Genomic DNA, 21,239 nt, shown 5'->3' with positions numbered 1-21,239 from the left:
TTTACAGACAGTGGAACCGTTGGTTTACAAGTCAAAGCTAACGGCTCATTTATGCATTTTACAGTTTGGGATACTGGCACTGGCATCTCTCAAGAACACCAAGCCGAACTTTTTCAACCTTATTTTCAAATAGCTAGCGCCATAGTTAGCCGTGAAGAAGGCACAGGTTTGGGATTGGCGGTTACACAAAAACTTGCTGAACTTCACGGTGGTTGGGTCGAAGTAGAATCAGAAGTTGAGCGTGGCTCGCGTTTTACGATTGTACTTCCCTTGAACCAGGCAGAAGTAGAAGAGGAGGGGGAGAGGAGGAGACAAGGGGAAACAACAGAAGTTGCCCTTCAAGTATCTACACCCCAACTTTACGGAGAATTGCCTCCTGAGCATTTACACACCATCACTCTAAATCCTTCTACTGAAATTTTGCTAGTAGAAAACGATCCACCTAATGCCAAGTTAATGCAAAATTATCTTGAGTCATTGGGATATCAAGTTATTTGTGTCAAAAATGCTGCCCAAATGTGGGAAGTATTAAATCAGGTAAAGCCAGGAATAATTTTGTTAGATGTTCATTTACCTGACAAAAATGGTTTATTAGTGGTAAAGCAGCTACGAACAGATCGGAATTACCAGGCTATTCCAGTCATAGCTCAAACAGCAATGGCAATGAAAGGCGATCGCGAAACTTGCCTAGCTGCCGGATTTCATGACTATATTTCTAAACCTATTGATTTACCCCTCTTAGCAACCTTGGTATCAAAGTATATTAAACCACCTAAGTTTGCGAGAGATGGAAAGACAAATACCCCTTAAATGCACCCTTGTTGATTAGCGCGATCGCATTCCTACAACTATGGAACGCTGATAATGTCTGCATTCGGTAGCCCGCCAAGAAATAAATACCCTCGTTACCAGGTTGAACCTGGTAACGAGAAAGTCCACTCAAGTGGACTGCGATCGCTTCCTAGAGTTGACATTTTTTTGTCACATTTATCGAATAAAGTTAAAGTTACGAAATATTACTACATCTGAGTTAACATCAAGCAAAAGTTACTTTGTAATTATTGCGATCGCAGGCTTGCTGCAAATGCTCGATTGGCGGAAGTTTTTAGTGTTTTTAGTTGAATTATGAGCGGTTGCCAGTTGACGGCGAAGGTTTCCCTTTTGGGTGCGATCTTTGCTCTCAAGTTCTTGCCTAACAAGAAAGCACACTGAATAAACCATGAATACTTCTGAAGCAAAAGTCTCAAACTCTGATCTGCATTCAGACACCCCTGATGTGTCTGAGTTGAAGCCCAGAAACAGAAAGCCTTGGCTATGGCTGCTACTAGCCTTGTCCTTGGCAGTTAACGCAATTGTTTTGTGGCGGATGCTTTCTTCAGGTGGAACATCCAAACCTGCTCTAGCTCAACAGCAGCCAACAGCACCGCCAACACGTCCTGTAGAAACCACGATTCTAGCAAGGGGAAACGCGACAACAAGCGTATCACTACTGGGACAGGTAGAAGCAAGTCAGCAATCAACAATTCGCGCCCAAACTGGAGGTATAGTTAGAGAAATTTTAGTTAGACCAGGCGATCGCGTCAAAACAGGAATGGCGATCGCGATTTTAGATGATTCCGATCAGCAGCTAGCAATATCACGGGCGCGAGCAGAGTTAGCACAGCAACGCAGTAACCTTGCCCGTTTGGAAGTAGGAACTCGTCCCGAAATTATTGCCCAAAGACAAGCCGCAGTTACTTCTGCGCAAGCGCGAGAGCAAGAAGCACGAGATAACCTCAGACGCACCACAGATTTGGTAAAACAGGGTGCCCTCTCACAGAGAGTCTTAGTAGAAGCAACAAGTGCTGTAGATGAAGCGCGAGGACAAAAACTAGCAACCCAAGCAGCTTTAGCAGAGGCAAAAGCAGGGCCAATCAAAGAAGAAATAGCAGCCCAAAAAGCTAACGTAGCAGCAGCAGAAGCAGCGTTAAATCAGGCAAAATTAGCACAACAACGCACTCGGATTCTTTCTTTGGAATCTGGAGTTGTGCAAGCACGCCACATCAGTCGCGGCGATCTGGTGCAAGATTCCGATCAAATTGTGACATTGGTGTCGGGCAATGCTTTAGATATTTTTCTAGAGCTACCAGAAGAACTTAGCGGTAGAGTTACCCCAGGAATGCTGATAGAACTAACGGCGCGGGCATTGCCACAATGGAAAGGACGGACAAAAATAACAGCAGTAGTTCCAGCTGCAGAAGCAGCATCTAGACGGCAGCGAGTGCGAGTGCAGTTAAATAACCCCCCCCAAGGATTGTTACCGGGGATGGCGATCGCAGGCAATCTGATCATGCCATCCAATCAATCCAGCTTTGTTGTCTCCCGTGATGCCCTGACAAGGCGACAAAATCAGTGGCTTGTCTTTACTGTTGCTAATGGTAAAGCCAGACAGTTAGAAGTGGAAATGATTGCTGACATGGGTAGAAATGTAGCTATTTCTCACCCACAGTTACGGGCGGGAGAACGGATAGTTTTGCGCGGTGGTGATGGTTTATCTGATGGGGCGGCAGTGAAAGTTTTGGAGAAATAATCCAGTACTGCTAGTAATACTTCAAAATTATGCCTGATGTGAATTAAAAACCATTGGCAAAAATCAGGTTTGGAAAATCGACCACAGATAAACACAGATGGACACCGATGATTTATCTGTGTTCATCTGTGTCCATCTGTGTTCGCTTCCCCAAAAACAATTGGGCTAGGTTACAACCAGCTTTTTCTGTTGAATTCACATTAAACGTAAATCTAAAAATTATTATGAATTTCATCCAAACTGCTGTTCGCTGGCGGCACGGCACATTTGTTTTATTTTGCTTGCTAGCTTTATTGGGGATTTTTTCGCTGTTAAGAATGCCCTTGGAATTGCAACCAGGAGGCGATCGCCCGGAAATTACGATCACTACTCCTTACCCTGGTGCAAGTCCAACTGAAGTGGAAGACTTAATTACCCGTCCGATTGAAGAACGAATGGAAGAAGTGCTGGGCGTGCAGGAAATTACCAGCACTTCCCGTAATGGACGCAGCAGTATTACTTTAGAGTTTGCCGACGGTACAAATTTAGAAGGCCGTTTATTGGATGTCATCAACCGTTTGCAGCAAGTTCCAAGTCTGCCAGAGGAAGCTCAAGAGTCGGATGTCGAACTGGTAGGCGGTAATAGTTCGCCGATGATGTGGATTCCCTTTGCTACCAAAGACAACTTTCAAGCCGATCCGAATCGTTATCGAGATTTGGCAGAAGAGGTTGTAGTACCGCGTTTGCGGCGGGTGGCAGGTGTGGGACAATTTCTGATTGTTGGTGGACAAGAACGAGAAGTAGAAGTACGGATTGATCCGAAAGCTCTTTCCGATCGCAACCTCACTATTGGCGATGTTGTGCGAGTCTTGCGGGAAAATAACCGTGACATTAGGGGCGGGCCTTTAGTATTGGGGCGACGCGAATATCGAGTGCGGACAGTAAGCCGCTCGCAAGACATCAAGCAAATCGAAGGGTTTATCCTCAGAAGGGATGAGGCTGGGACTGTGTATCTGCGAGATGTGGCGGAAGTGGCAATGGGGCGCAAACCCCAAGATAGCGCCCTGATGTTTAATGGTACACCTGCGGTTGCTGTGGGTGTGATTCGTCAAATTGGGGCGAATGTGCCGGAGGTGGCAAAGGGTATCCGAGCCGCAATTACCGAGCTGCAATCTGAATTCGATAAGCGTAATGAGGGCATTCGCTTTGCTTATAACTATGACGAAAGTGAATATATCAACCAGTCGGTATCGTTCGTACAAGGAAACTTAGTTACCGGAGCGCTGTTAGCAACAATTGTCTTAATCTTGTTTCTGGGTTCGATGCGGACAGTGGCTGTTGTAGCGCTGACGATTCCCACAACCCTAGTCATGGTGTTTATAGTCATGGCAGCGTTAGGCAGAACACTGAACATCATCAGTTTGGCAGGGTTGGCGTTTGCAGTGGGGATGGTAGTAGATAACGCTATTGTGGTGATTGAAAATATTTTCACCCATATGCAACAGGGTAAAAGTGCCTTAAATGCCGCAATTGAGGGTACGCAGGAAGTTTGGGGTGCTATGTTGGGTTCGACACTGACGAATGTAGTGGTGTTTGTGCCCCTGATTATGGTGACGGGGGAAGCAGGACAGTTGTATGCAGATATGGCGATCGCTCTTTCTGCATCTTCGCTGTTCTCCCTCTTTGCGGCATTGACTTTAGTGCCGATGCTATCTGGACTTTTTCTCAAGCAATCGGAAGCAATACAAATGTTACAAGGAGGAAATTATCGAGGTGGGAACTGGTTAGAACGTGCTGTTGCTAGGTCATCTGCCACATTCCGATATTTTCAAGGCAAATTGGAAAACTTCCTCGCTGCTACCGTGAGTTGGTCGCTGGGAAGGAAGCGAGTCGGGCGCAGACTATTGATTCTTTCGATACCTGTTACTTTGCTTATTATCAGTATATTCCTCCTGCCTCCTGCCGACTACCTACCAGAAGGCAACCGTAACCTTGTGCTTTGGCGGGCAGAACCCTTACCCGGAACCAGCATTCCGGAAGCGATCCGCCAGTCAGAACCACTGCAAGCGTTTTTGCGATCGCAGCCCGAAGTTGATCGTATTATGTATATTGACCGTCCGGGGGGAATTCGCGGTGTTGCGACAATTCTCAAACCAGAATTTGCTACTACCACCGGGCTTGCCGACATGGTGGACAAGATGCGAGCCAAGAGTAATGATTTTGCTGGCTATCGGTTCATCATACCTACCCGCCTCTCCATTTTCCGCGATCCGGGTAAGGAGTTTGAGGTTGATATTATTGGGGCAAATTTGGATGAGTTGAGCAAGCTAGAGAAGGAAATTTCTGCCAAGATCCGGGCTTTACCTGGTGTGCGTAGTGTGCGTTCTAACTTCGTTGCGGGGGCAGGAGAACTGCAAGTGATTCCCATCCGAGAACGTCTTGCGGAAGTTGGACTTTCAGAAGCAGAAATAGGCGAAATGGTAGAAGCGGCGCTGGGTGGACGTATCGCCTCCGATTACATCGATGGGAAAGAGGAACTGGATGTTTCCGTAGAATTAAAAAATACCTTTGTGGAAACGCCCGAACAATTGCGTCAGCTACCGTTGTATAGCCAGGGCAGACAAGTACAACTACAAGACGTAGCAGAAGTACGTGAAACTACTGGAGCAGATGTTATCAATCACGTTAACTTAGAGCGTTCCATCACCCTCACTGCTGCCCTAGCACCCGATGCACCCTTGGGAACACTGGTAGAACGTACCGAAAATGAAATTCTGGCTCCCCTGCGTGCTAACCTGTCTGGGAGCGATCGCCTAGAATTATCTGGTTCAGCCGATCAATTGGCAACCACAGTTTCGCAATTAGCTACAGCTTTTGTACTCTCGGTGTTAGTTACTTATCTGCTGTTGGTTGCACTTTATAAATCGTTCCTCTACCCATTGGTGATTATGGCAACATTACCGATGGGGATGAGTGGTGCCCTTTTAAGTTTGGTGCTTGCCAATCGTATTCTGGGCATGAACGTGCCTCTGGATATGATTACGGCGTTGGGATTTGTGATTCTGACTGGTGTGGTTGTCAATAACGCGATTCTACTTGTTGACCGTGCCTTACAACTCCAAGAAGCAGGTGAAGACTTTGATGCTTCATTGTACAACGCCACCAACGACCGCCTGCGTGCGATTTTCATGTCAGCCGGCACCAGCGTACTGGGGATGTTGCCCTTGGCAATTTTACCAGGACAAGGTTCTGAGTTATATCAAGGTTTAGGTATTGTACTCACAGGTGGTTTGGCATTTTCTACCATCCTCACACCGACAGTAGTACCTGCGCTGATGGGATTATTACACGACATATCCGGTGGCAACGCCTCAAAGCGCACTCAAACAGCGACGGCAAGTGTTGATAGTAATGGTAAAGTGAGGATTTGAGCGGGAAATAGAGGCTAGGGGCTAGAGACTAGAGGCTAGGGGCTAGGGGACAAGGGATTAGGAAAGAAGCACCAGGAGCAGGGGAGCAGGGGGGGATAATACTACTAACCACTAACCACTATCCACTAACTACTAACCAATGACCAATGACTAACCACTAAAATTTAATTTGTAGGGTGCAAGATTTGGCTGGATGGGAAAATGATGCTAACAGAAAAACTTGAGCAACTAAAAGCCATATTTGCAGAAATGGAGCAAGCTCTAATTGCCTATTCTGGCGGTGTGGATAGTACTTTGGTTGCCAAGATTGCTTATGATGTGTTGGGCGATCGCGCTTTGGCTGTGACAGCTGTTTCACCAAGCCTGTTGCCGGAAGAATTAGAAGATGCCTCCCTGCAAGCAGCAACAATTGGGATTCCTCATCAAATTATTGAGACACACGAGATGGAAAATCCCAATTACACTGCCAACCCTGTTAACCGTTGCTATTTCTGTAAGAGCGAATTACACGATACTCTCAAACCCTTGGCGCAGAAGATGGGCTATCCCTATGTGGTAGATGGCGTCAATGCTGATGATATGCACGATTATCGTCCCGGAATTCAGGCAGCAAAAGAAAGAGGTGCGCGATCGCCTCTAGCAGAAGTTGGCATTAGCAAAATGGAAGTTCGCGAGCTTTCTTTGCAACTGGGTTTATCTTGGTGGGATAAACCCGCTCAACCTTGTCTGAGTTCCCGTTTTCCCTACGGAGAAGAGATTACTGTTGCTAAATTGCAACGTGTGGGCAGAGCAGAAATTTACTTGCGTAAGTTAGGTTGGCAGAATTTGCGCGTGCGATCGCAAGGTGATACGGCTCGGATTGAATTGCCGCCAGAACAAATTAAAGATTTTGTGTTGAATACAGACTTACAAACAGTGGTGTCTGCATTTCAAGAGTTTGGTTTTATGTACGTCACTCTAGATTTAGAAGGTTATAGCAGTGGTAAATTAAATCGGGTTTTAAATCCACAAACCTTGAGCGTGAAAGCATAAATTCACTAGTTTCCAGCCTAGAGGCTGGGAACTAGGTTAACTGAGAGGCTGGGAAAGTTGCCTTGCCAGACTACTAGGTAAGCTGGGAGGATGGGAACTAGGTAACAGGATACGACCAAATCTAGTGACAATTTCTGCCAATTTTCTATATATACTGCCGAAAAATGAGTGTTAATATTCACTCAGGGTCTCAAGCAAACGCGTTCTAGCCCAGCTTTTTGCAAGTTGAATCGGAAACTCTTGTTTACTGCTGGGTGAGAATAGGGGAAAAGAAAAATTCATTCACTGCCAATCGCAAGAATATCGTAAAGAAGGTAGTAAAAATAGCAAGAATCTCTGAGAAATTTGTTGGATAAGTATTTAATCTTGAGTTTAGACCATAAAAATTGGCTTTTAATCTCTATCTCAGAAAAATCTAGAAATTCTCACTGCTTCTATTACCTTTACCCTAATCCGATATCTTGTCCCATTCCAGTGGGTTAGCCAGAGGCTTTTGTTGTTGTTACAGGGCTGCTGCTTACAGACTGTTGCAAACTGTGAACTGCTGTACTCTGAGCTAATAAAAAACTTTGCCTATAATGTACAAATTTTAAACTCTAAACCCTTTGTTTTACAACTTTTTTTCTCGCTGAAAATAAATAACAGGCAAGGAGAGCAGAAAGAGGTAATTTCATCTTTGGTTGTGAGATTTTCCTTCTATTGACTATTAGGTGTTGATGATTTTTGCTAGAGAAACATCTCTATCATTTTTTGATGTTTTGCGCTCGCAAGAAAGTTAAAATGGCACAAATGCGGATGCCATCTTGATTATAGATTTGATTATATCTTGCTTTTACAAAGTAGTACGAAGTGGAACCCAACAATAATAAAAAATTTGGGTAGTGGATTTCCCTGTGGTGTATTCAAATTCCAAAAGTCAAAGTGTAAAAACAACCGTTGCAATTTATTGTCGCTTTATTAACATTGCTACTAAAAATTCAACCTGGAATAGTCAGTAGTTTGTGACTTTTTTGAGATTGGTCACTAACTATGACAGCACATCCAGACTTAAATAGTGCTCTTGACCGCTATTTAAGAAATAATATTGTGTTCAATCTTAATCAAAGCTGATTGAATTTATGTATGTTCAGCACAATTCACTCGATAAAAATCGCCCACACCAACCAGATCGGGATTTAACCCTTTTTGAGTCAACAACCTTAGCTAGACAGGGCAAACCTTTGAACATTTTACAAAGGCAAATGTTGAAGAATGCTTGGGAAGATCAAAAATATGAAGATATTGCCGAGGTTATTTATAGTTCTCCAGCATTGAAATTTGCCGAATCGATAATTTCAGCAAAGCAAGGTAAGACTCTAAATAGTTTACAAAGAGATATCTTGAAGGGTGCTTGGGAAGACAGGAAATATGAAGACATAGCTGAAGCTATTCACTGTTCTGAGGGACATATTAAGGATGTAGCAGCAAGTTTATGGCAGCAACTTTCTGAGGAATTAGGGGAAAGAGTAGGGAAAAAAAACTTTAAGGCAGTACTAGAACGACGTATGCAGAACGCTGAAGATTTACCTCCCCACTGGAGAGAAAAACAGAAAACAGAACCAACAAAGCAACATCTCGATTGGGGCGATGCTCCTGATGTTTCAACTTTCTATGGGCGCAATCAAGAACTAACCACTCTTGAGCAATGGATTGTTCAAGATCGCTGTCGCTTAGTGACACTTCAGGGCATGGGTGGGATAGGTAAAACGGCTCTAGCAGCAAAGCTGGCTGAGTTGGTTCAAGACAAATTTGAGGGACTTATTTGGCGCAGTCTCCACAATGCTCCTTTCTTAGAAGAAACTTTGCCTACCCTTCTCCAATCTCTCAGCAGCGAACCTAGTGATCATTTACCAAGTTCTTGCGATCGCAGAATTTTACTTTTACTAGAATGGTTGCGTGCCTCCCGCTGCTTGTTAGTTCTAGATGGTGCCGAATCAATTCTGCAAAGTGGTGAACGCACTGGTTGTTATCGAGAGGGATATGAAGGCTATAGTCAGTTATTCCTATGTATAGGAAAGAGCAATCATCAGAGCTGCTTGCTGCTCACGACTCGCGAAAAACCCGAAGGATTAGCGGCTGAAGAGGGAGAAACCCTGCCTGTACGCTGCTTACAATTGAAGGGGATGCAATTTGAAGCAGCACGGGAAATTTTGAGAGCCAAGGGAACTTTTTGTGGAACTGACGAAGAATGGAGAGCCTTAATTGATTATTATGGAGGCAATCCTCTTGCTCTCAAGATTGTGGCGGCAGGAATTCAAGAGTTATTTGATGGGAATCTCTCGGAATTTTTAGAATATTTAAGGCAAGGAATTTTGGTTTTTGATGAGCTTTGGAATTTATTAGACCAACAATTTAATCGCTTGCCAACTTTAGAGCGAGAAATTATGTGTTGGCTATCAAGGAACGGTAAACCTGTTGGCATTCCCCAGTTGCAAGAGAAAATCTTCCTCTCCGGCTCAGGAGCTAACTTGCCAGAAGCTCTGAGAACTCTAAGGCAGCGATCGCTAATTGAAAATACTTCAGACGGCTTTACACTCCAGCCAATGGTTATGGAGTATATGACAAAACGAATTTTAGCGCGTTAATGATTCAAGTCAACAACACGGGCTGATTCTAAGAGGATGTCTTGAACTTCTGAGTATACAGTATCACCATAGAGCATACCTGAATCAGTCGGATTAATTGCATCTACATCAGCAATTTGTGTCATATCCAGTTGAAACTCCACGGAACCTAAGTTTTCTTCTAGTTGCTGACTGGTACGAGCGCCCAAGATAGTGCTAGTAATGTCGGACTGTTGCAAAAGCCAGTTCAAAGCAACTTGAGCAGGTGAACGGTCGATTTGACGAGCAATTTCCATCAATTCGAGCGAAATTGCTAAGTTATGCAGATTTAGTCGTCCAATTTCTTGATTCAATGATGCGCGAGCAGTTGTACAATCAATACGCGCAAGCATTTCAGAAACAGAGATTTGTCTGGCGAGGGCGAGTTGGTTGTATTTTCCAGTTAGGATACCCCCAGCTAAGGGAGAGGTTGCCACAAAACCCATCTGTAAATCATTAGCCATGGGAATAATGTCTCGTTCTGCCATGCGGTTAATTAAGTTGTATTCCACTTGCACGCCAATAAAAGGACTCCAACCACGCAGTTGAGCGATCGCATTCCCTTGAGCAATTTTCCAGGCAGGAGTATTCGACACGCCCACATAGAGAATTTTGCCTGATCGCACTACCTGATCCAGTACTCGCATCACATCTTCAATTGGGGTTCCAAATACCCAGTGGTGAATCCAGTAGATGTCGATGTAATCAGTTCGCAGGCGTCTGAGGCTCGTTTCCAGTGACTGAACCATTTTTCTGAGGCGATCTTCACTAGAATTGGCATCTCCACGCTGGGTGAAAACACTATAGTGGGTACCAACAATTAACCGATCTCGAAGATTGCCGATGAATTCTCCCAAAAAGGTTTCGCTGGTGCCATTAGTATAGTGGTTGGCAGTGTCGATAAAGTTTCCCCCTCGTTCGACGTAGAGGCTAAACATTCTATAGCTCTCGGCTCTGTCGGCTCCCCAGCCCCAATCAGTACCAAAGCTCATGGTACCCAAACAGAATGGCGAAACGTATAAATTAGTGTTACCCAACTGTCGATAGTCGTTGATTTGATTGAGCCTTTCAAAAGACATTAGTGCCCTTGATGGATAGCCATTCATGGCGTGTGAGTAGTGTAATCGGAGTTAGTTGGCGTTTAGCCTGACGTTTCAGCAAAAAAATAAAAATTGAAGAAGAATCCACAAGCCAGGAGCCAGAATCCAGAATATTCTTTCTTGATAAATTAAGTCTACAAAACGTTGCTAAATCAGTTTTACAGTCCTCCGGGTGTATGTATAGATACCCGAAGGGAATTCTAATTTTTACTACATAAGTACTTCAACAAAATTAATTATACATTCTTTATACCGTCTCCTGTTCCCTGTCCCCTATCCCCTATTCCCTATTCCCTGTTCCCTATCCCCTATCCCCTGTTCCCTGTCCCCTGTTCCCTGTCCCCTGTTCCCTGTCCCCTGTCCCCATTCTCCGTTACCTTTAACGACAAGCGATCGCATAAGCTTTAGGAGTGGTTCCAGTCATTTGTCGGAAGTGTTTAGTCAGGTGAGTTTGATTGTAAAATCCACATTCTAGAGCAATGTCAGCTATTGTCCACCCTTGCAATTTCAATAACTGCTTTGCCCGCTCCACCCGTTGTTGAATCAAATAATGGTGGGGAGAAATACCCATTGATTGCTTGAACAGGCGGCAGAAGTAATACTGGCTCATATTCGCGAGATTTGCCAATTCAGCCAACCTGATATTCTCGTCAAGGTGGGCATGAATGTAGTCGATTACTTGCTTGAGATAGTGCTGAGGCAATCCATCTTGGTACTCTGGCAAATTGGGTTGAAGGGTAGAATACTTTTTGAGCAGATGCACGCTCAAAAGTGTAGCCGCTGATTCAGCATAAAGATAACTGCCAGCCGCATCTGATTCTAATTCGGTTTTCAGGGTTAAGCCAATATGCTCGATCAGAGGATCGGGCTGGGGCGCTGGGGAAATCAGTTCGACGCGATCCGGATCGACTACTTCACGAGCAATTGTTGCCACAAGATTGGGTTCAAAACACAAATTAATCGAACCCCATTCCTTTCTTGCTTTGTGATGCCAACGTTCGAGGCGAGGAACGTTGGCTGGGTAGACAATTGAGTCGCCTTGCTTAAAAGATTCGTTTCTCCAGCGATTGTTAAGTTTCCGTTCTAATTTTACTAAAGACAAAACTGGGGTTTGAATCACCACCATATGCCGGGTATTAAAAAATTCAGGAGTTTCATGAGCAGCAGGCAAAAGATGGTAACTAAGATCGATGCTGTTCCAGCCTACGTCAGAACTTGATAGAATAGGAGACCGAGAAAAAACCTCCCTACAGCTATCATCTGAAGTAGGCTCAAAGGTGATTAAGGAGTTGCTCTCTGACATCATCATGTTTTCTCTGGTGCTTTGCAGACGCTTTCCTTGGCGTCTGTAGCGAGTAAGCTATAACCGCTCTCAGGAAACGGTGGTTACCTTAATTAAAGATATAGAAAGACAGCAGCGATCGCCTCTGGCGGGTACGTCGCACCATCGCCTTAACGCTGCCATTTTAGGTATACAAAAATTTATCGACGCAAAGACAGCGGATGCTAGCAAAATAATTGCGACATGAGAGCAATATCTTGATCGTACCTTAGGACTTGAACAATACAGAATTGAACATAATTTCTCAACATTTAAGGAGTTAAGAATTTTAAATGATCACCTGGAACAGATTGTAGTTCCAGTCGCGCGCCTTGTAGTTTCAATCGCCCCTGCTCTAGGAGAACAACCCAATCACAGTAATTGATGACTCTAGGTCGGTGTGTAATTAAAATTGTGGTTTTACCTTGGCGATGGGCTAAGAGCCGCTCTAGGATTTGAGCTTCACTGACAGGATCTAAACTCGCCGTTGATTCATCCATGATGAGGATGGGCGGATCACTGACAATGGCTCTGGCGATCGCTAATCTTTGGCGTTGTCCTCCAGAAAGATTCGCCCCAAACTCTCCGAGAACAGTTTGATAGTTGTTGGGCAATTGACTGATAAAGCTATCAGCATCGGCAATTTGGCAGGCTTTGACAATCTCTTCAAAGGAAATATAGGGACTTCCCAAGCGGAAGTTCTCCAGAATTGAACGACTCCAAAAATGCGGTTCTTGGGGCACGTAGACAATTTGTTGTCGCAGGCATTCCAGAGCAAGATCCTGCATATTGTAAAAGCCAATCCTAATATTGCCAGATTGGGGCTGATAAAGACCGGCAATTAGCTTTGCCAAGGTACTTTTGCCACAGCCAGACTTGCCAATTAAGGCGATCACTTTCCCACCAGGAAGTGTAAGGGAAAAATCATTGAGCAGATCGACTCGACCCGCATGATGAAAGTTAATATTGGTACAGCAGATGTCGGCATCTCCTGGGATGATGGCAAAAGGCTTTTGAATCTCCCCTAAAGTTTCAGGAGTAGCATCTATAACTTCTACTAGTCGATTGACGGCTGTTTGGGCGCGAAAATACTCGTCTGTTAAGCCTAGTATAGTGCCTAAAAATACCAAAACATTACCCTGTAAAACATTAAAAGCTAGTAACTGCCCGATACTAAATTCCTTAGAAATGACTAGTGTGCTTCCCAATCCGAGTAAAATCACACCACCAATGCCACCGACAAATTGTGAAAATGTCCCATTAATAATACTGATTTGTATAGTACTATATGTAACATTTGCCAGACGACCAAAGCGGCTTTGGAATTCGTCCCAAAATTGAGGAGCAGCATTTGTGGTTTTGACAACCTGAGCGCCTTTAAAAGTTTCAACCAAAACCCCTTGATTTTCTGCTGCTAAAACCAACAGTTGACGGGTCTTTTGCCGCAGCACGGGCAGAAATGGCAGGTTGGTGAGAGCCATCACTCCTGCGATTGTGATTACCGCAAGGGTGAGTTTCCAACTGTAGAACAGCATGAAACCAAAAGACACCACCGCCACAAAAAACTGGCTGGGTAGCAAGATTACGACTTGGGAAACTAACTGATTAATTTCATTGATATCACGCAAGCGGCTGGTAATCTCGCCGCTGCGACGGGTTTCGTAGAAAGTCAAGGGCAGTTGGAGGAGCTTGCGACCAAACTCTAAGACCAATCCTAGCTGTAACCGCTGACCAAAGTGAGAAATCATCGTAGCTTGTAACAGTCGCAAGGTACTGCTAAAGAGAGTCATGAGAATGACAGCTACTATCACCACAGTCAGTAGTTGAGTATCTTGGCGCACCAAAACATCGTCAGTCAGAAGTTGGATCAAGACTGGGTTTCCTAAGGCAAGGAGTCCCAAAACAATATTGATCAGCAATGCCTCTGCCAGTAGTCCTCGGTAAGGCCAGACTCGCCTTAGAAACCTGCCAAAACCACTTTTTTGTTCATCTTGAGGTTGAACGAAAAAGCGCTCTGGATCTGGTTCTACCAGAAGCATAATTCCATTCCACGAGGCAATAAACTCCTGGCGTTTGAGATAGCGGATGCCCACTGCTGGATCGGCGATCGCGTACTTTTTGCCCCGCTTGCCGTACAGCACAACCCAGTGATTCCCCCGCCAGTGGACGATCGCCGGCAAAGGTACTTCTTGAACGCGATCGACAAATTCTGGAACAGCTTTGACAGAGCGAGCATTGAAACCCAGGCTTTCCATACCTCGCTTCAAGCCAAGGAGAGTAGTTCCCAATTGCCCTGTGCCAACAGCTTCCCGACTGCGGTTGAGAGCGATCGTTTGTCCATAATATTTTGCAATCGAAGCTACGCACGCTGCCCCACAGTCTTCCTCACTAGCCTGTAAGACACATTTATAACCGTTGCGAGAGTTAAGCAACTGAATCATAAAGCTTACCTCAACAAACTCAGAATTGGCGTTACAGATCTACCATCAATCTGGTTTTTCTGAGAAGGAACTTCAAAACTGTCTCCTGACGGGAAATAATGTCGGCTCTCCCCTCCATACCCGCTTGCAACAGACATTGGCGTTTTGCATCTCCAACAAAGTTAGTTTGGGGTTGAATAGTCACTTTATAGGCAGTGGGTGTAGCAGGTACATCATTTTTAGTACTAGTGGAGGGTAAAGCATCTGGAGCGACTGTTTTGACGGTGCCTTGGAGCGTGCCAAAGTCAGTGTAAGGACAAGCGGAGACTTGCATTTTGACTTTTTGTCCGGGTTTGACGTTGTCAATATCTTGAGCTGGGACTTGAGCTTCAATAAGTAATGGGGTATTTATAGGAGCGATATAGGCGATCGCTTCCCCTGGTTGGACAACTTGCTCTGGGTTGCGAAGCTTTAGTTGCAGTAGTGTGCCTGCTATTGGTGCTCGAATAATCGTCTGTTTTAAGTTAGTTTCTATTTGTATTAGTTCTTTCTGAATTTGGCCTAAATGCTTTTGTAACTCAATGCGCCCTTCAATCAGGTTCTCTCGCTCCTTGTTTAAGGCTGCTAAAGTTGCCTGACCTTTAGCCCACTCTAAACCAATTCGTTCCATCGCCACGACTACAATTGCATTGCTGGGGTTGAGTGACGTTTTTGCTTTTGTTAACCTTGCTTTTGCAATCTCAACAGCCTGTTCTTTTTCCTCAAAAAGCTTTTTCACAGAGGCTTTAGTCTGTGAAAGTTTCGCCTCTGCAGCCTTCACAGCCTGTTCTTTTTCTTCAAATAAATTTTGAGAAATAGCCCCCGATGCTAATATCTGCTTTAATCGGTCTCGCTGGGTCTTGGCAATCTTTAAATTAGCCTCAGCTTCATGCAAGGTTGCCTCTAATTCATTTTCCTGATGCAATCGTCTCCACTGTGCCGTAGCAACCTTTAAAGCAACTTCAGCTTCTGCTAGATCGGCTTCTGTCGTCACTTGCAAATCTCGATAGTTGCGTTGGCTATTCGCCAAATCTGCTTGAGCAGAAGCGAGGGTTCGTTTCAAGAAATGGGATTGAGCTACAAGCTGGGCATCTAAACTTCCAATCTGAGCATCTACACGGTCTAACTGCAGCCACATCTGCCGAATACTCTCTTGCAGTTGGCTTTTTTTAATCTGGAGTTCGGAGTCATTCAGACGAGCAATGGCTTCCCCTTGTTCAACAATCTGATTTTCTCCAACCTCTATTTTGTCAACGCTTCCTTCGATCGCAGACTGAATTAGACGCAGTTCTCCAGCAAAACGAATGGTTGCCGGAACTTTAACAGCTACATTGTAATTAAGAACAGCCGATACTGAAACAGCTGCTCCAAAAGTACCAACCATAAAAAGCCCCCCGATGATTGCCCAGAAACCAATCCGGGGAAGAAACTCATCTCCTTGAACTGGAGGAAGTTGGAGTTGGTCTGGATTGAGAACAGAAGGCTGGTTTGGATAATAAATGTTAGTCATTGTGAACTAAAAAATGTTTGGGAAGACTAAAGATTTACTCCCTTACTTTTCTCTTTTGCTGCTCACATAAACATTGAATTCAAAAAATAATCTGGGGAAATAAAAGGCAACCTATCAAAATAGCGACCTTCTTCTAGGAGCAACACGACCATTAGCTCTAAAAGGTGACATTAAGGTGGGAAAATTGTTAAAGGGAAAGCAGGAGCAGCTTTCTTCTTCTTCTTCTGCTGTGGCTGTAGCTGTTGGTGTTGAAGATGAATCTGTTTGTGATGAATCTTCGTATGTACGTTCTTCATTATATTCCTTGACAATCACGACTTCACCACCAGCTATAATTTCCTGTTGTTCTTCAGACAACTCCATTAATAACTCTGGGTAAAGAATTATTGAAAGAGACATATTGATACCTCAAAACAGATAATAATTGGCTTTTTTAGATAACTTAACTAGTTGCCTAAATAATTATTTTTGTTTTCGTAAACTCAAAGGTTGCATCTTATCTTTAGAATGCATTCTTGACAGTTTTAACCCAATTTCGACCAAGCTCTATATCCTCACTTGCCTGCTGAATAGTTTCTTCTGGATTCTCTGACTCATCAGCTTGATTCGATTTGCCCGAACCATTTGAGAATAAGTCAAATGGAACTTTTGCTTTATTCTTAGGCGGTGCCCAAGGAATTACAATCGCTCCCTCAAATACCCCAACTCCGCCCGATATAGTAGTGGCAGTCTCATCTGTAAGTTCTTCTAATGACAGAGGAATATCTTTTAAATTCATTTTTTTTCTCCTGCAGAACTAATTAAGTACGCTTGCAAACGAGCGACAATTTCTACAGTCTAAATCTTATTGATATGTTGGCAAAATGCAAATATTATCAGGAAAGATTCTAGAGACTTACTCTTTTATTAAGATGCTCTAGAATCGATTTGTGAGAAATTTTGACTATCTATTCATCACCATTTCCATTACCATTGCCATTGCCATTACCGCCAACAGCAGTAGGCTCAAAATCTAACATTAAGTCTTCGTAGGCACTAGTGAAGACAAAGTTAGTTGACAGTTCCTTAGTAATGAAGGAACCATTAATACCTGAAGCAATAGTCTTGGAAAGATCCAGAGTTTGATACTCAAAATCTGTATAGTCAAACTCGTCAAGATTTAAAAGCTGACCACCACCACAGATAAGCTCTTGTTGATTATCAGATAGTTCTACAAAAAGTTTAGTTTCCATTGTTCTACCTCGTTGATAGATTTTATAAAACGCAAACATTAGCTGGCAGGAACTCCAGAGACTTACTCCGCGATCAGACGCTCTGGAATCCATTTAGGAGAAATTTGTACAGTTGCTTAACAAATTTCACCAACCTCACAACTCTTCCTAAGAGCATCTTCAGAAAGACTGAAAGCTAGAGAGTAGGTAGGGGAGGAAAACCACCATTGCCATTGCCATTGCCATTGCCATTACCATTGCCGTTGTCACCATTAGCAGCAGGCTCAAAGTCCAGCATCAGCTCTTCATAGGCACTAGTGAAGACAAAGTTAGTTGACAATTCCTTAGTGATGAAGGAGCCATTAATACCTGAAGCAATAACCTTGGCAAGATTTACATTTTGATATTCAAAATCTGTGTAGTCAAACTCATCAGCAGCTATGAGTTGCCCACCACCACAGATAAGTTCTTGTTGCCGATCGCATAGTTCTGTAAACAACTTGGATTCCATAATATTGAACTCCATTACAGTAGACGCAATTAAGAAAAGTCATTTGCAAGAGCCTGTCTAGCTGGGCTAGCTATAGTTAGCTAGACGGAATTTCACTACCGCCTTGAATATATTCGTTGACTTTTCTTTCCTCTAATCATGACAATCTGGTTTTGACTTGTCAGTCGGATAAAGTCGGGAGTTGCAGTTGGAAAACGTCGGCTTGTTTACTTATTTATCAAGTAATGAGGGTGAAAGCATTTAAATTGGCTGAAAATACACTATATATTATTTATGAATGTGAGTAGAGACGCGATAAATCGCGTCTGTTCAGATTTTTTCAAAATAGATATCGCATCAAAAGCATATGAAGCGATCGCCCGACTCATTTAGTAAGAAAACAAATCCCTTTGTATTTACAGGAAGTTTGGCTGCTGTGAGAATATATTGAAGTGAATTAGCTCGTGGTATCCGACTTTTTCCAACCTTAACTTCTGAACTTTTCCGACTGACAAGATAAAGTCATCTTGTCATCATTAAACCTAATCAAGGTAATTGACCAATCGATTTGTGAGTTCTACTGTGACAGGCTACTTTTGTGAGAGCTTCTTACTGAATCTGGCATCCTCTTAGGAGTTTCCCAATGGATGAAAAAAATCGGTTCTCAAATTTTGATTTACAGCAGGTTGCACAGCTTCCAGCAGAGATAGCAGTTTTTGCAGAACAACAATCAACTGATATCTTTAATACTGCTAACTTTTGGGGTAATCCTAATTTTCCTGAGAATTATATTCCAGAATTAATCGAAATATATTACGGGAATACAATTCGCTCTAATGGCTCTGATATATGTATTCTTAATGGACAATTGAAAGATTATCAAATACATAATTTTGATAGTAATATTCAATCAATAGCAGTTCAGATTGATGGTAGGTGGGCTTACATTGAAGTTGAAGGGAGAGAAATTCTCAATAAATTAAGTGGGGTAGTTTTACCTGATGTCGTTGTTGAGCCATCTACATTATTTAACTCAGTGTTCAAAGATGAGAATAAAGTCTCTCATCCAAGAGATAGGAAAATTTCCTCACCTCGAAAGGTTTCCTCAATATCAATTAATATTCATCCTGAATTCAATCAAGTTGAAGCCTCTCAGAAATTTCCTGAATTTAATACTAGTGTAGAGTCTTGGCAACAGGAATTAGATGCTTTAGAACAAAAACTTCAACAGCAGCAGAAAATAATTTATGCTTTAAATATTCAACAAGCAGGTGAAGTGACTCTAAATTTATGCTTTGATATTGGCAATATGAAACAAAAATTTGAGCAACAAAAAGAAAAAATCGAGCTACTAAAACAAGGGTTGGAAATTATTATTAATTGTCCTAGTTACACGCTGAAAAACTCTCAGCTTCAAAACTGGGTAGTTTCAGTTGAAAAGAAAGTTAAAAAAACAGCTAAAAATTCATATGACCAAACAAAAGCTATACTTACTCCTAAAATTGAAACATTAAAATTGCAGCTGGAAGTACAAGTTAAAGAACTTAAAACCAAGTTAAAACAACAGCTTAAAAAATTGGAAAATGGAAATGAAATCACAAATTAATATTTCCAGAAAACAGATTAAATCTGCAACTAAAGACGAAAAGTATTTACAGCATTCTGAATCTTTCTTTTCAGCGCAGGGTGCTGAGGATATCAATCATTTGTGTCCAAATTGTTTATCTGAAAAAATTTGTCCTTTAGCAAAAGTCTGGGATGAGCTAAGACATAACATATATTTTCAAGGCACTCATCGTTTCTTTGTTAAAGGTATGTGTAGCTCTTTTTCAGCTGACAAGCTAGCACCACCACAGAATAAAAAAATCAGTTGGCTTTTACTGCTAGTGATTTCTTTCTTACTTGTTTATCCTGTAGGAAGTTACTTGAATATACCTTTTTTGGCAAATCTGAATTTGAAAACATTGCTCACAAGTTTTGCAATCGTCTTCATTGCTACATTGCTTGTAGTCGAATTTTACAACCTTCTAATTTACCCGAAACGACTCAAGAATTGGCGAAAATTATGGTATTGCAGTACGTGTGATATTATTTTCGTTAAAAGTTGAAACGCATTATCTATAGTGTTTAGTATTAGCTAATCTTGTTAGGATTTGAAGTGTTTTCAGAAGAATTTACGCGTGCGATCGCGGCGGTGATACTTTGCCTAAATTGCTGGACTAGCAAAGGCATAATCCCATTTATCTATTAAGGAACTTCTTAATATAGCCCACACAGGCGGGCTTCGTTCTTATAGCCCAAATCCTAGAAGGTTTGGGCTATATTTTCGGATCATATTTATAAAACGCTTCCATAATAATAACGATTCAGCCTTCAAAACTGGGGTGAGGGTATAAAAGCATAGGTTTTCTTTGAACAAGCGAATCAATCTGACAATACTGAGTAGATGCTTCAGAGAAGTTATCCAATAAGAAACATAATCGAAAAGCTCATTTTAAGTTTGATACGCTATTATCAACAAGCAATGGTAAAAGTATGCTGTTGTAAGTCCGATTTAAATTCGACTTTAACATCATGAATTGGAAAGGATGACAAAATGCTTCAAAGTATGGGAGGTATAGCTAACTATACAGCTACCGACCTAGATCGATTCGCGCAAGAGCTGAATCGAGACGGAATTTGTGTAATTCGTGGCCTTTTTGAGAGAAATCTGATTGATGAGTGGGCAAAAGCTTTTGATTTGTTATTGCGAGAGCGTCAGAACCAACCAGGGGGGCTAGCTCCTCGTGAAATTGCCCGCTATTATCTGACGTTGCCTTGGGTTACTCCGTTTGCCAATACAGAGGTTTTCGCCAATCCAGTAATTCTGGGTATTCTTGATCGCATTTTCCCCCAAGAATACGTGATGGCTCAGTTAGGAGCTGATATACCAGTGCAAGGCTCGGACTATCAGGAAATCCACCGTGATTTTCGCCCCTTGTTCTCGGATCGAGTAGTAACCCCACTCTACGCCCTAGCGGTCAACTTTCCACTAGTTGAAGTAACAGCAGAGAATGGGCCATTCCAGATGGCCCGTGGCACCCACGTCTTACCGCGTGATCAGGGCCTAGCAAAGATTGCCAGTGGCGAAATTCCGATGGAATCTTTTTATATGCAACCAGGTGATGTGATGATCCGAACACCTTTGGCCCTGCACCGAGGTTCACCAAATAGGACTTCCCAGCCAAGACCAATGATAGTCATGGGCTACGTTATGCATTGGTTGCACACGGCGAAAGTGGATTTGACTCTCCCGCGAGATTACTATGAGAGCCTGCCAGAGAAGATAAAGCAGTTGCTGCGATGTCAGGTGGTGGAGCGATTGCCAAAGGAAAAAGTTGAAACTTACGTGAACTTCAAGTACTAAGATGCAAACACAGAGATAGAGGATTAAGAAAGAAAAATCGAGGAAGATTTGTTATCTTTATCCTCCTTCTCGCGATCGCACTGTCTTTT

The 21,239-nt window shown here is 43.0% G+C and carries 18 protein-coding genes; 10 read left to right on the top strand and 8 right to left on the bottom strand.

From position 1 onward, the window contains the following. The 6 genes from UYC_RS35485 to UYC_RS0110330 all read left to right on the top strand — a co-directional run. Positions 1-810 (top strand): response regulator (locus UYC_RS35485; protein ID WP_016879509.1); only part of this gene is annotated, 810 nt, incomplete at its 5' end. Positions 811-913: 103 nt separating this feature from the next. Continuing rightward, positions 914-1,129 (top strand): hypothetical protein, encoded by a 216-nt coding sequence (locus UYC_RS38560; protein WP_162139000.1) that lies wholly within the window; start codon positions 914-916, stop codon positions 1,127-1,129. 90 nt (positions 1,130-1,219) lie between these two features. After that, complete coding sequence (locus tag UYC_RS0110345; RefSeq protein WP_016877006.1) at positions 1,220-2,569, top strand: efflux RND transporter periplasmic adaptor subunit; 1,350 nt, start codon at positions 1,220-1,222, stop codon at positions 2,567-2,569. Between the two features lie 224 nt (positions 2,570-2,793). Continuing rightward, complete coding sequence (locus UYC_RS0110340) at positions 2,794-5,979, top strand: efflux RND transporter permease subunit (RefSeq protein ID WP_235083021.1); 3,186 nt, start codon at positions 2,794-2,796, stop codon at positions 5,977-5,979. 201 nt (positions 5,980-6,180) lie between these two features. Then, positions 6,181-7,011 (top strand): ATP-dependent sacrificial sulfur transferase LarE, encoded by an 831-nt coding sequence (gene larE, locus UYC_RS0110335; RefSeq protein WP_016877008.1) that lies wholly within the window; start codon positions 6,181-6,183, stop codon positions 7,009-7,011. A 1,118-nt stretch (positions 7,012-8,129) separates the two neighbouring features. Beyond that, positions 8,130-9,635, top strand: coding sequence for a helix-turn-helix domain-containing protein (locus UYC_RS0110330; protein ID WP_016877009.1), 1,506 nt, complete (start codon positions 8,130-8,132; stop codon positions 9,633-9,635). On the opposite strand, the gene UYC_RS0110325 is transcribed toward UYC_RS0110330, so the two are convergent. Beyond that, the gene (locus UYC_RS0110325; protein WP_016877010.1) at positions 9,632-10,732 is read right to left on the bottom strand and encodes an aldo/keto reductase; all 1,101 of its coding nucleotides are present in this window, start codon (positions 10,730-10,732) and stop codon (positions 9,632-9,634) included. The genes UYC_RS0110330 and UYC_RS0110325 overlap by 4 nt on opposite strands. A gap of 400 nt (positions 10,733-11,132) precedes the next feature. Further along, on the bottom strand, positions 11,133-12,062 hold the full coding sequence (locus tag UYC_RS0110320) for an AraC family transcriptional regulator (RefSeq protein ID WP_235083022.1): 930 nt from the start codon (positions 12,060-12,062) through the stop codon (positions 11,133-11,135). Between the two features lie 73 nt (positions 12,063-12,135). Here UYC_RS0110320 and UYC_RS38870 point away from each other — a divergent pair, with 73 nt between their 5' ends. Beyond that, the gene (locus UYC_RS38870; protein ID WP_016877013.1) at positions 12,136-12,282 is read left to right on the top strand and encodes a hypothetical protein; all 147 of its coding nucleotides are present in this window, start codon (positions 12,136-12,138) and stop codon (positions 12,280-12,282) included. A 64-nt stretch (positions 12,283-12,346) separates the two neighbouring features. Here UYC_RS38870 and UYC_RS0110315 read toward each other — a convergent pair whose 3' ends face one another. The 6 genes from UYC_RS0110315 to UYC_RS0110290 all read right to left on the bottom strand — a co-directional run bounded on the left by UYC_RS0110315 (position 12,347) and on the right by UYC_RS0110290 (position 17,765). Continuing rightward, a complete protein-coding gene (locus UYC_RS0110315; protein WP_016877014.1) occupies positions 12,347-14,515 on the bottom strand; it encodes a peptidase domain-containing ABC transporter in 2,169 nt (722 codons plus the stop codon). A gap of 31 nt (positions 14,516-14,546) precedes the next feature. Next, positions 14,547-16,043 (bottom strand): HlyD family secretion protein, encoded by a 1,497-nt coding sequence (locus UYC_RS0110310; RefSeq protein WP_016877015.1) that lies wholly within the window; start codon positions 16,041-16,043, stop codon positions 14,547-14,549. Between the two features lie 114 nt (positions 16,044-16,157). Then, a complete protein-coding gene (locus UYC_RS0110305; protein WP_016877016.1) occupies positions 16,158-16,442 on the bottom strand; it encodes a CTB family bacteriocin in 285 nt (94 codons plus the stop codon). Positions 16,443-16,545: 103 nt separating this feature from the next. Then, the gene (locus UYC_RS0110300) at positions 16,546-16,821 is read right to left on the bottom strand and encodes a hypothetical protein (protein WP_016877017.1); all 276 of its coding nucleotides are present in this window, start codon (positions 16,819-16,821) and stop codon (positions 16,546-16,548) included. A 169-nt stretch (positions 16,822-16,990) separates the two neighbouring features. Then, positions 16,991-17,275 (bottom strand): CTB family bacteriocin, encoded by a 285-nt coding sequence (locus tag UYC_RS0110295; RefSeq protein WP_235083023.1) that lies wholly within the window; start codon positions 17,273-17,275, stop codon positions 16,991-16,993. A gap of 175 nt (positions 17,276-17,450) precedes the next feature. Beyond that, a complete protein-coding gene (locus UYC_RS0110290; RefSeq protein WP_016877019.1) occupies positions 17,451-17,765 on the bottom strand; it encodes a CTB family bacteriocin in 315 nt (104 codons plus the stop codon). Positions 17,766-18,387: 622 nt separating this feature from the next. Between UYC_RS0110290 and UYC_RS0110285 the strand changes: the two genes are divergently transcribed. The 3 genes from UYC_RS0110285 (at position 18,388) to UYC_RS0110275 (ending at position 21,150) form a co-directional block, all read left to right on the top strand. Then, positions 18,388-19,350 (top strand): hypothetical protein, encoded by a 963-nt coding sequence (locus UYC_RS0110285; RefSeq protein WP_016877020.1) that lies wholly within the window; start codon positions 18,388-18,390, stop codon positions 19,348-19,350. Continuing rightward, complete coding sequence (locus UYC_RS0110280; protein WP_016877021.1) at positions 19,334-19,852, top strand: hypothetical protein; 519 nt, start codon at positions 19,334-19,336, stop codon at positions 19,850-19,852. The genes UYC_RS0110285 and UYC_RS0110280 overlap by 17 nt, the downstream gene beginning before the upstream one ends. A 488-nt stretch (positions 19,853-20,340) precedes the next feature. Further along, positions 20,341-21,150: a phytanoyl-CoA dioxygenase family protein gene (locus tag UYC_RS0110275; protein WP_016877022.1), complete on the top strand. Its 810-nt coding sequence runs from the start codon at positions 20,341-20,343 to the stop codon at positions 21,148-21,150. The last annotated feature ends 89 nt before the right edge of the window (positions 21,151-21,239 follow it).

It is taken from the genome of Chlorogloeopsis fritschii PCC 6912, assembly GCF_000317285.1.
GTDB lineage: Bacteria > Cyanobacteriota > Cyanobacteriia > Cyanobacteriales > Nostocaceae > Chlorogloeopsis > Chlorogloeopsis fritschii.
The sequence above is the reverse complement of the archived record's forward strand: the minus strand, read 5'-3'. Positions and strand labels throughout refer to the sequence as shown.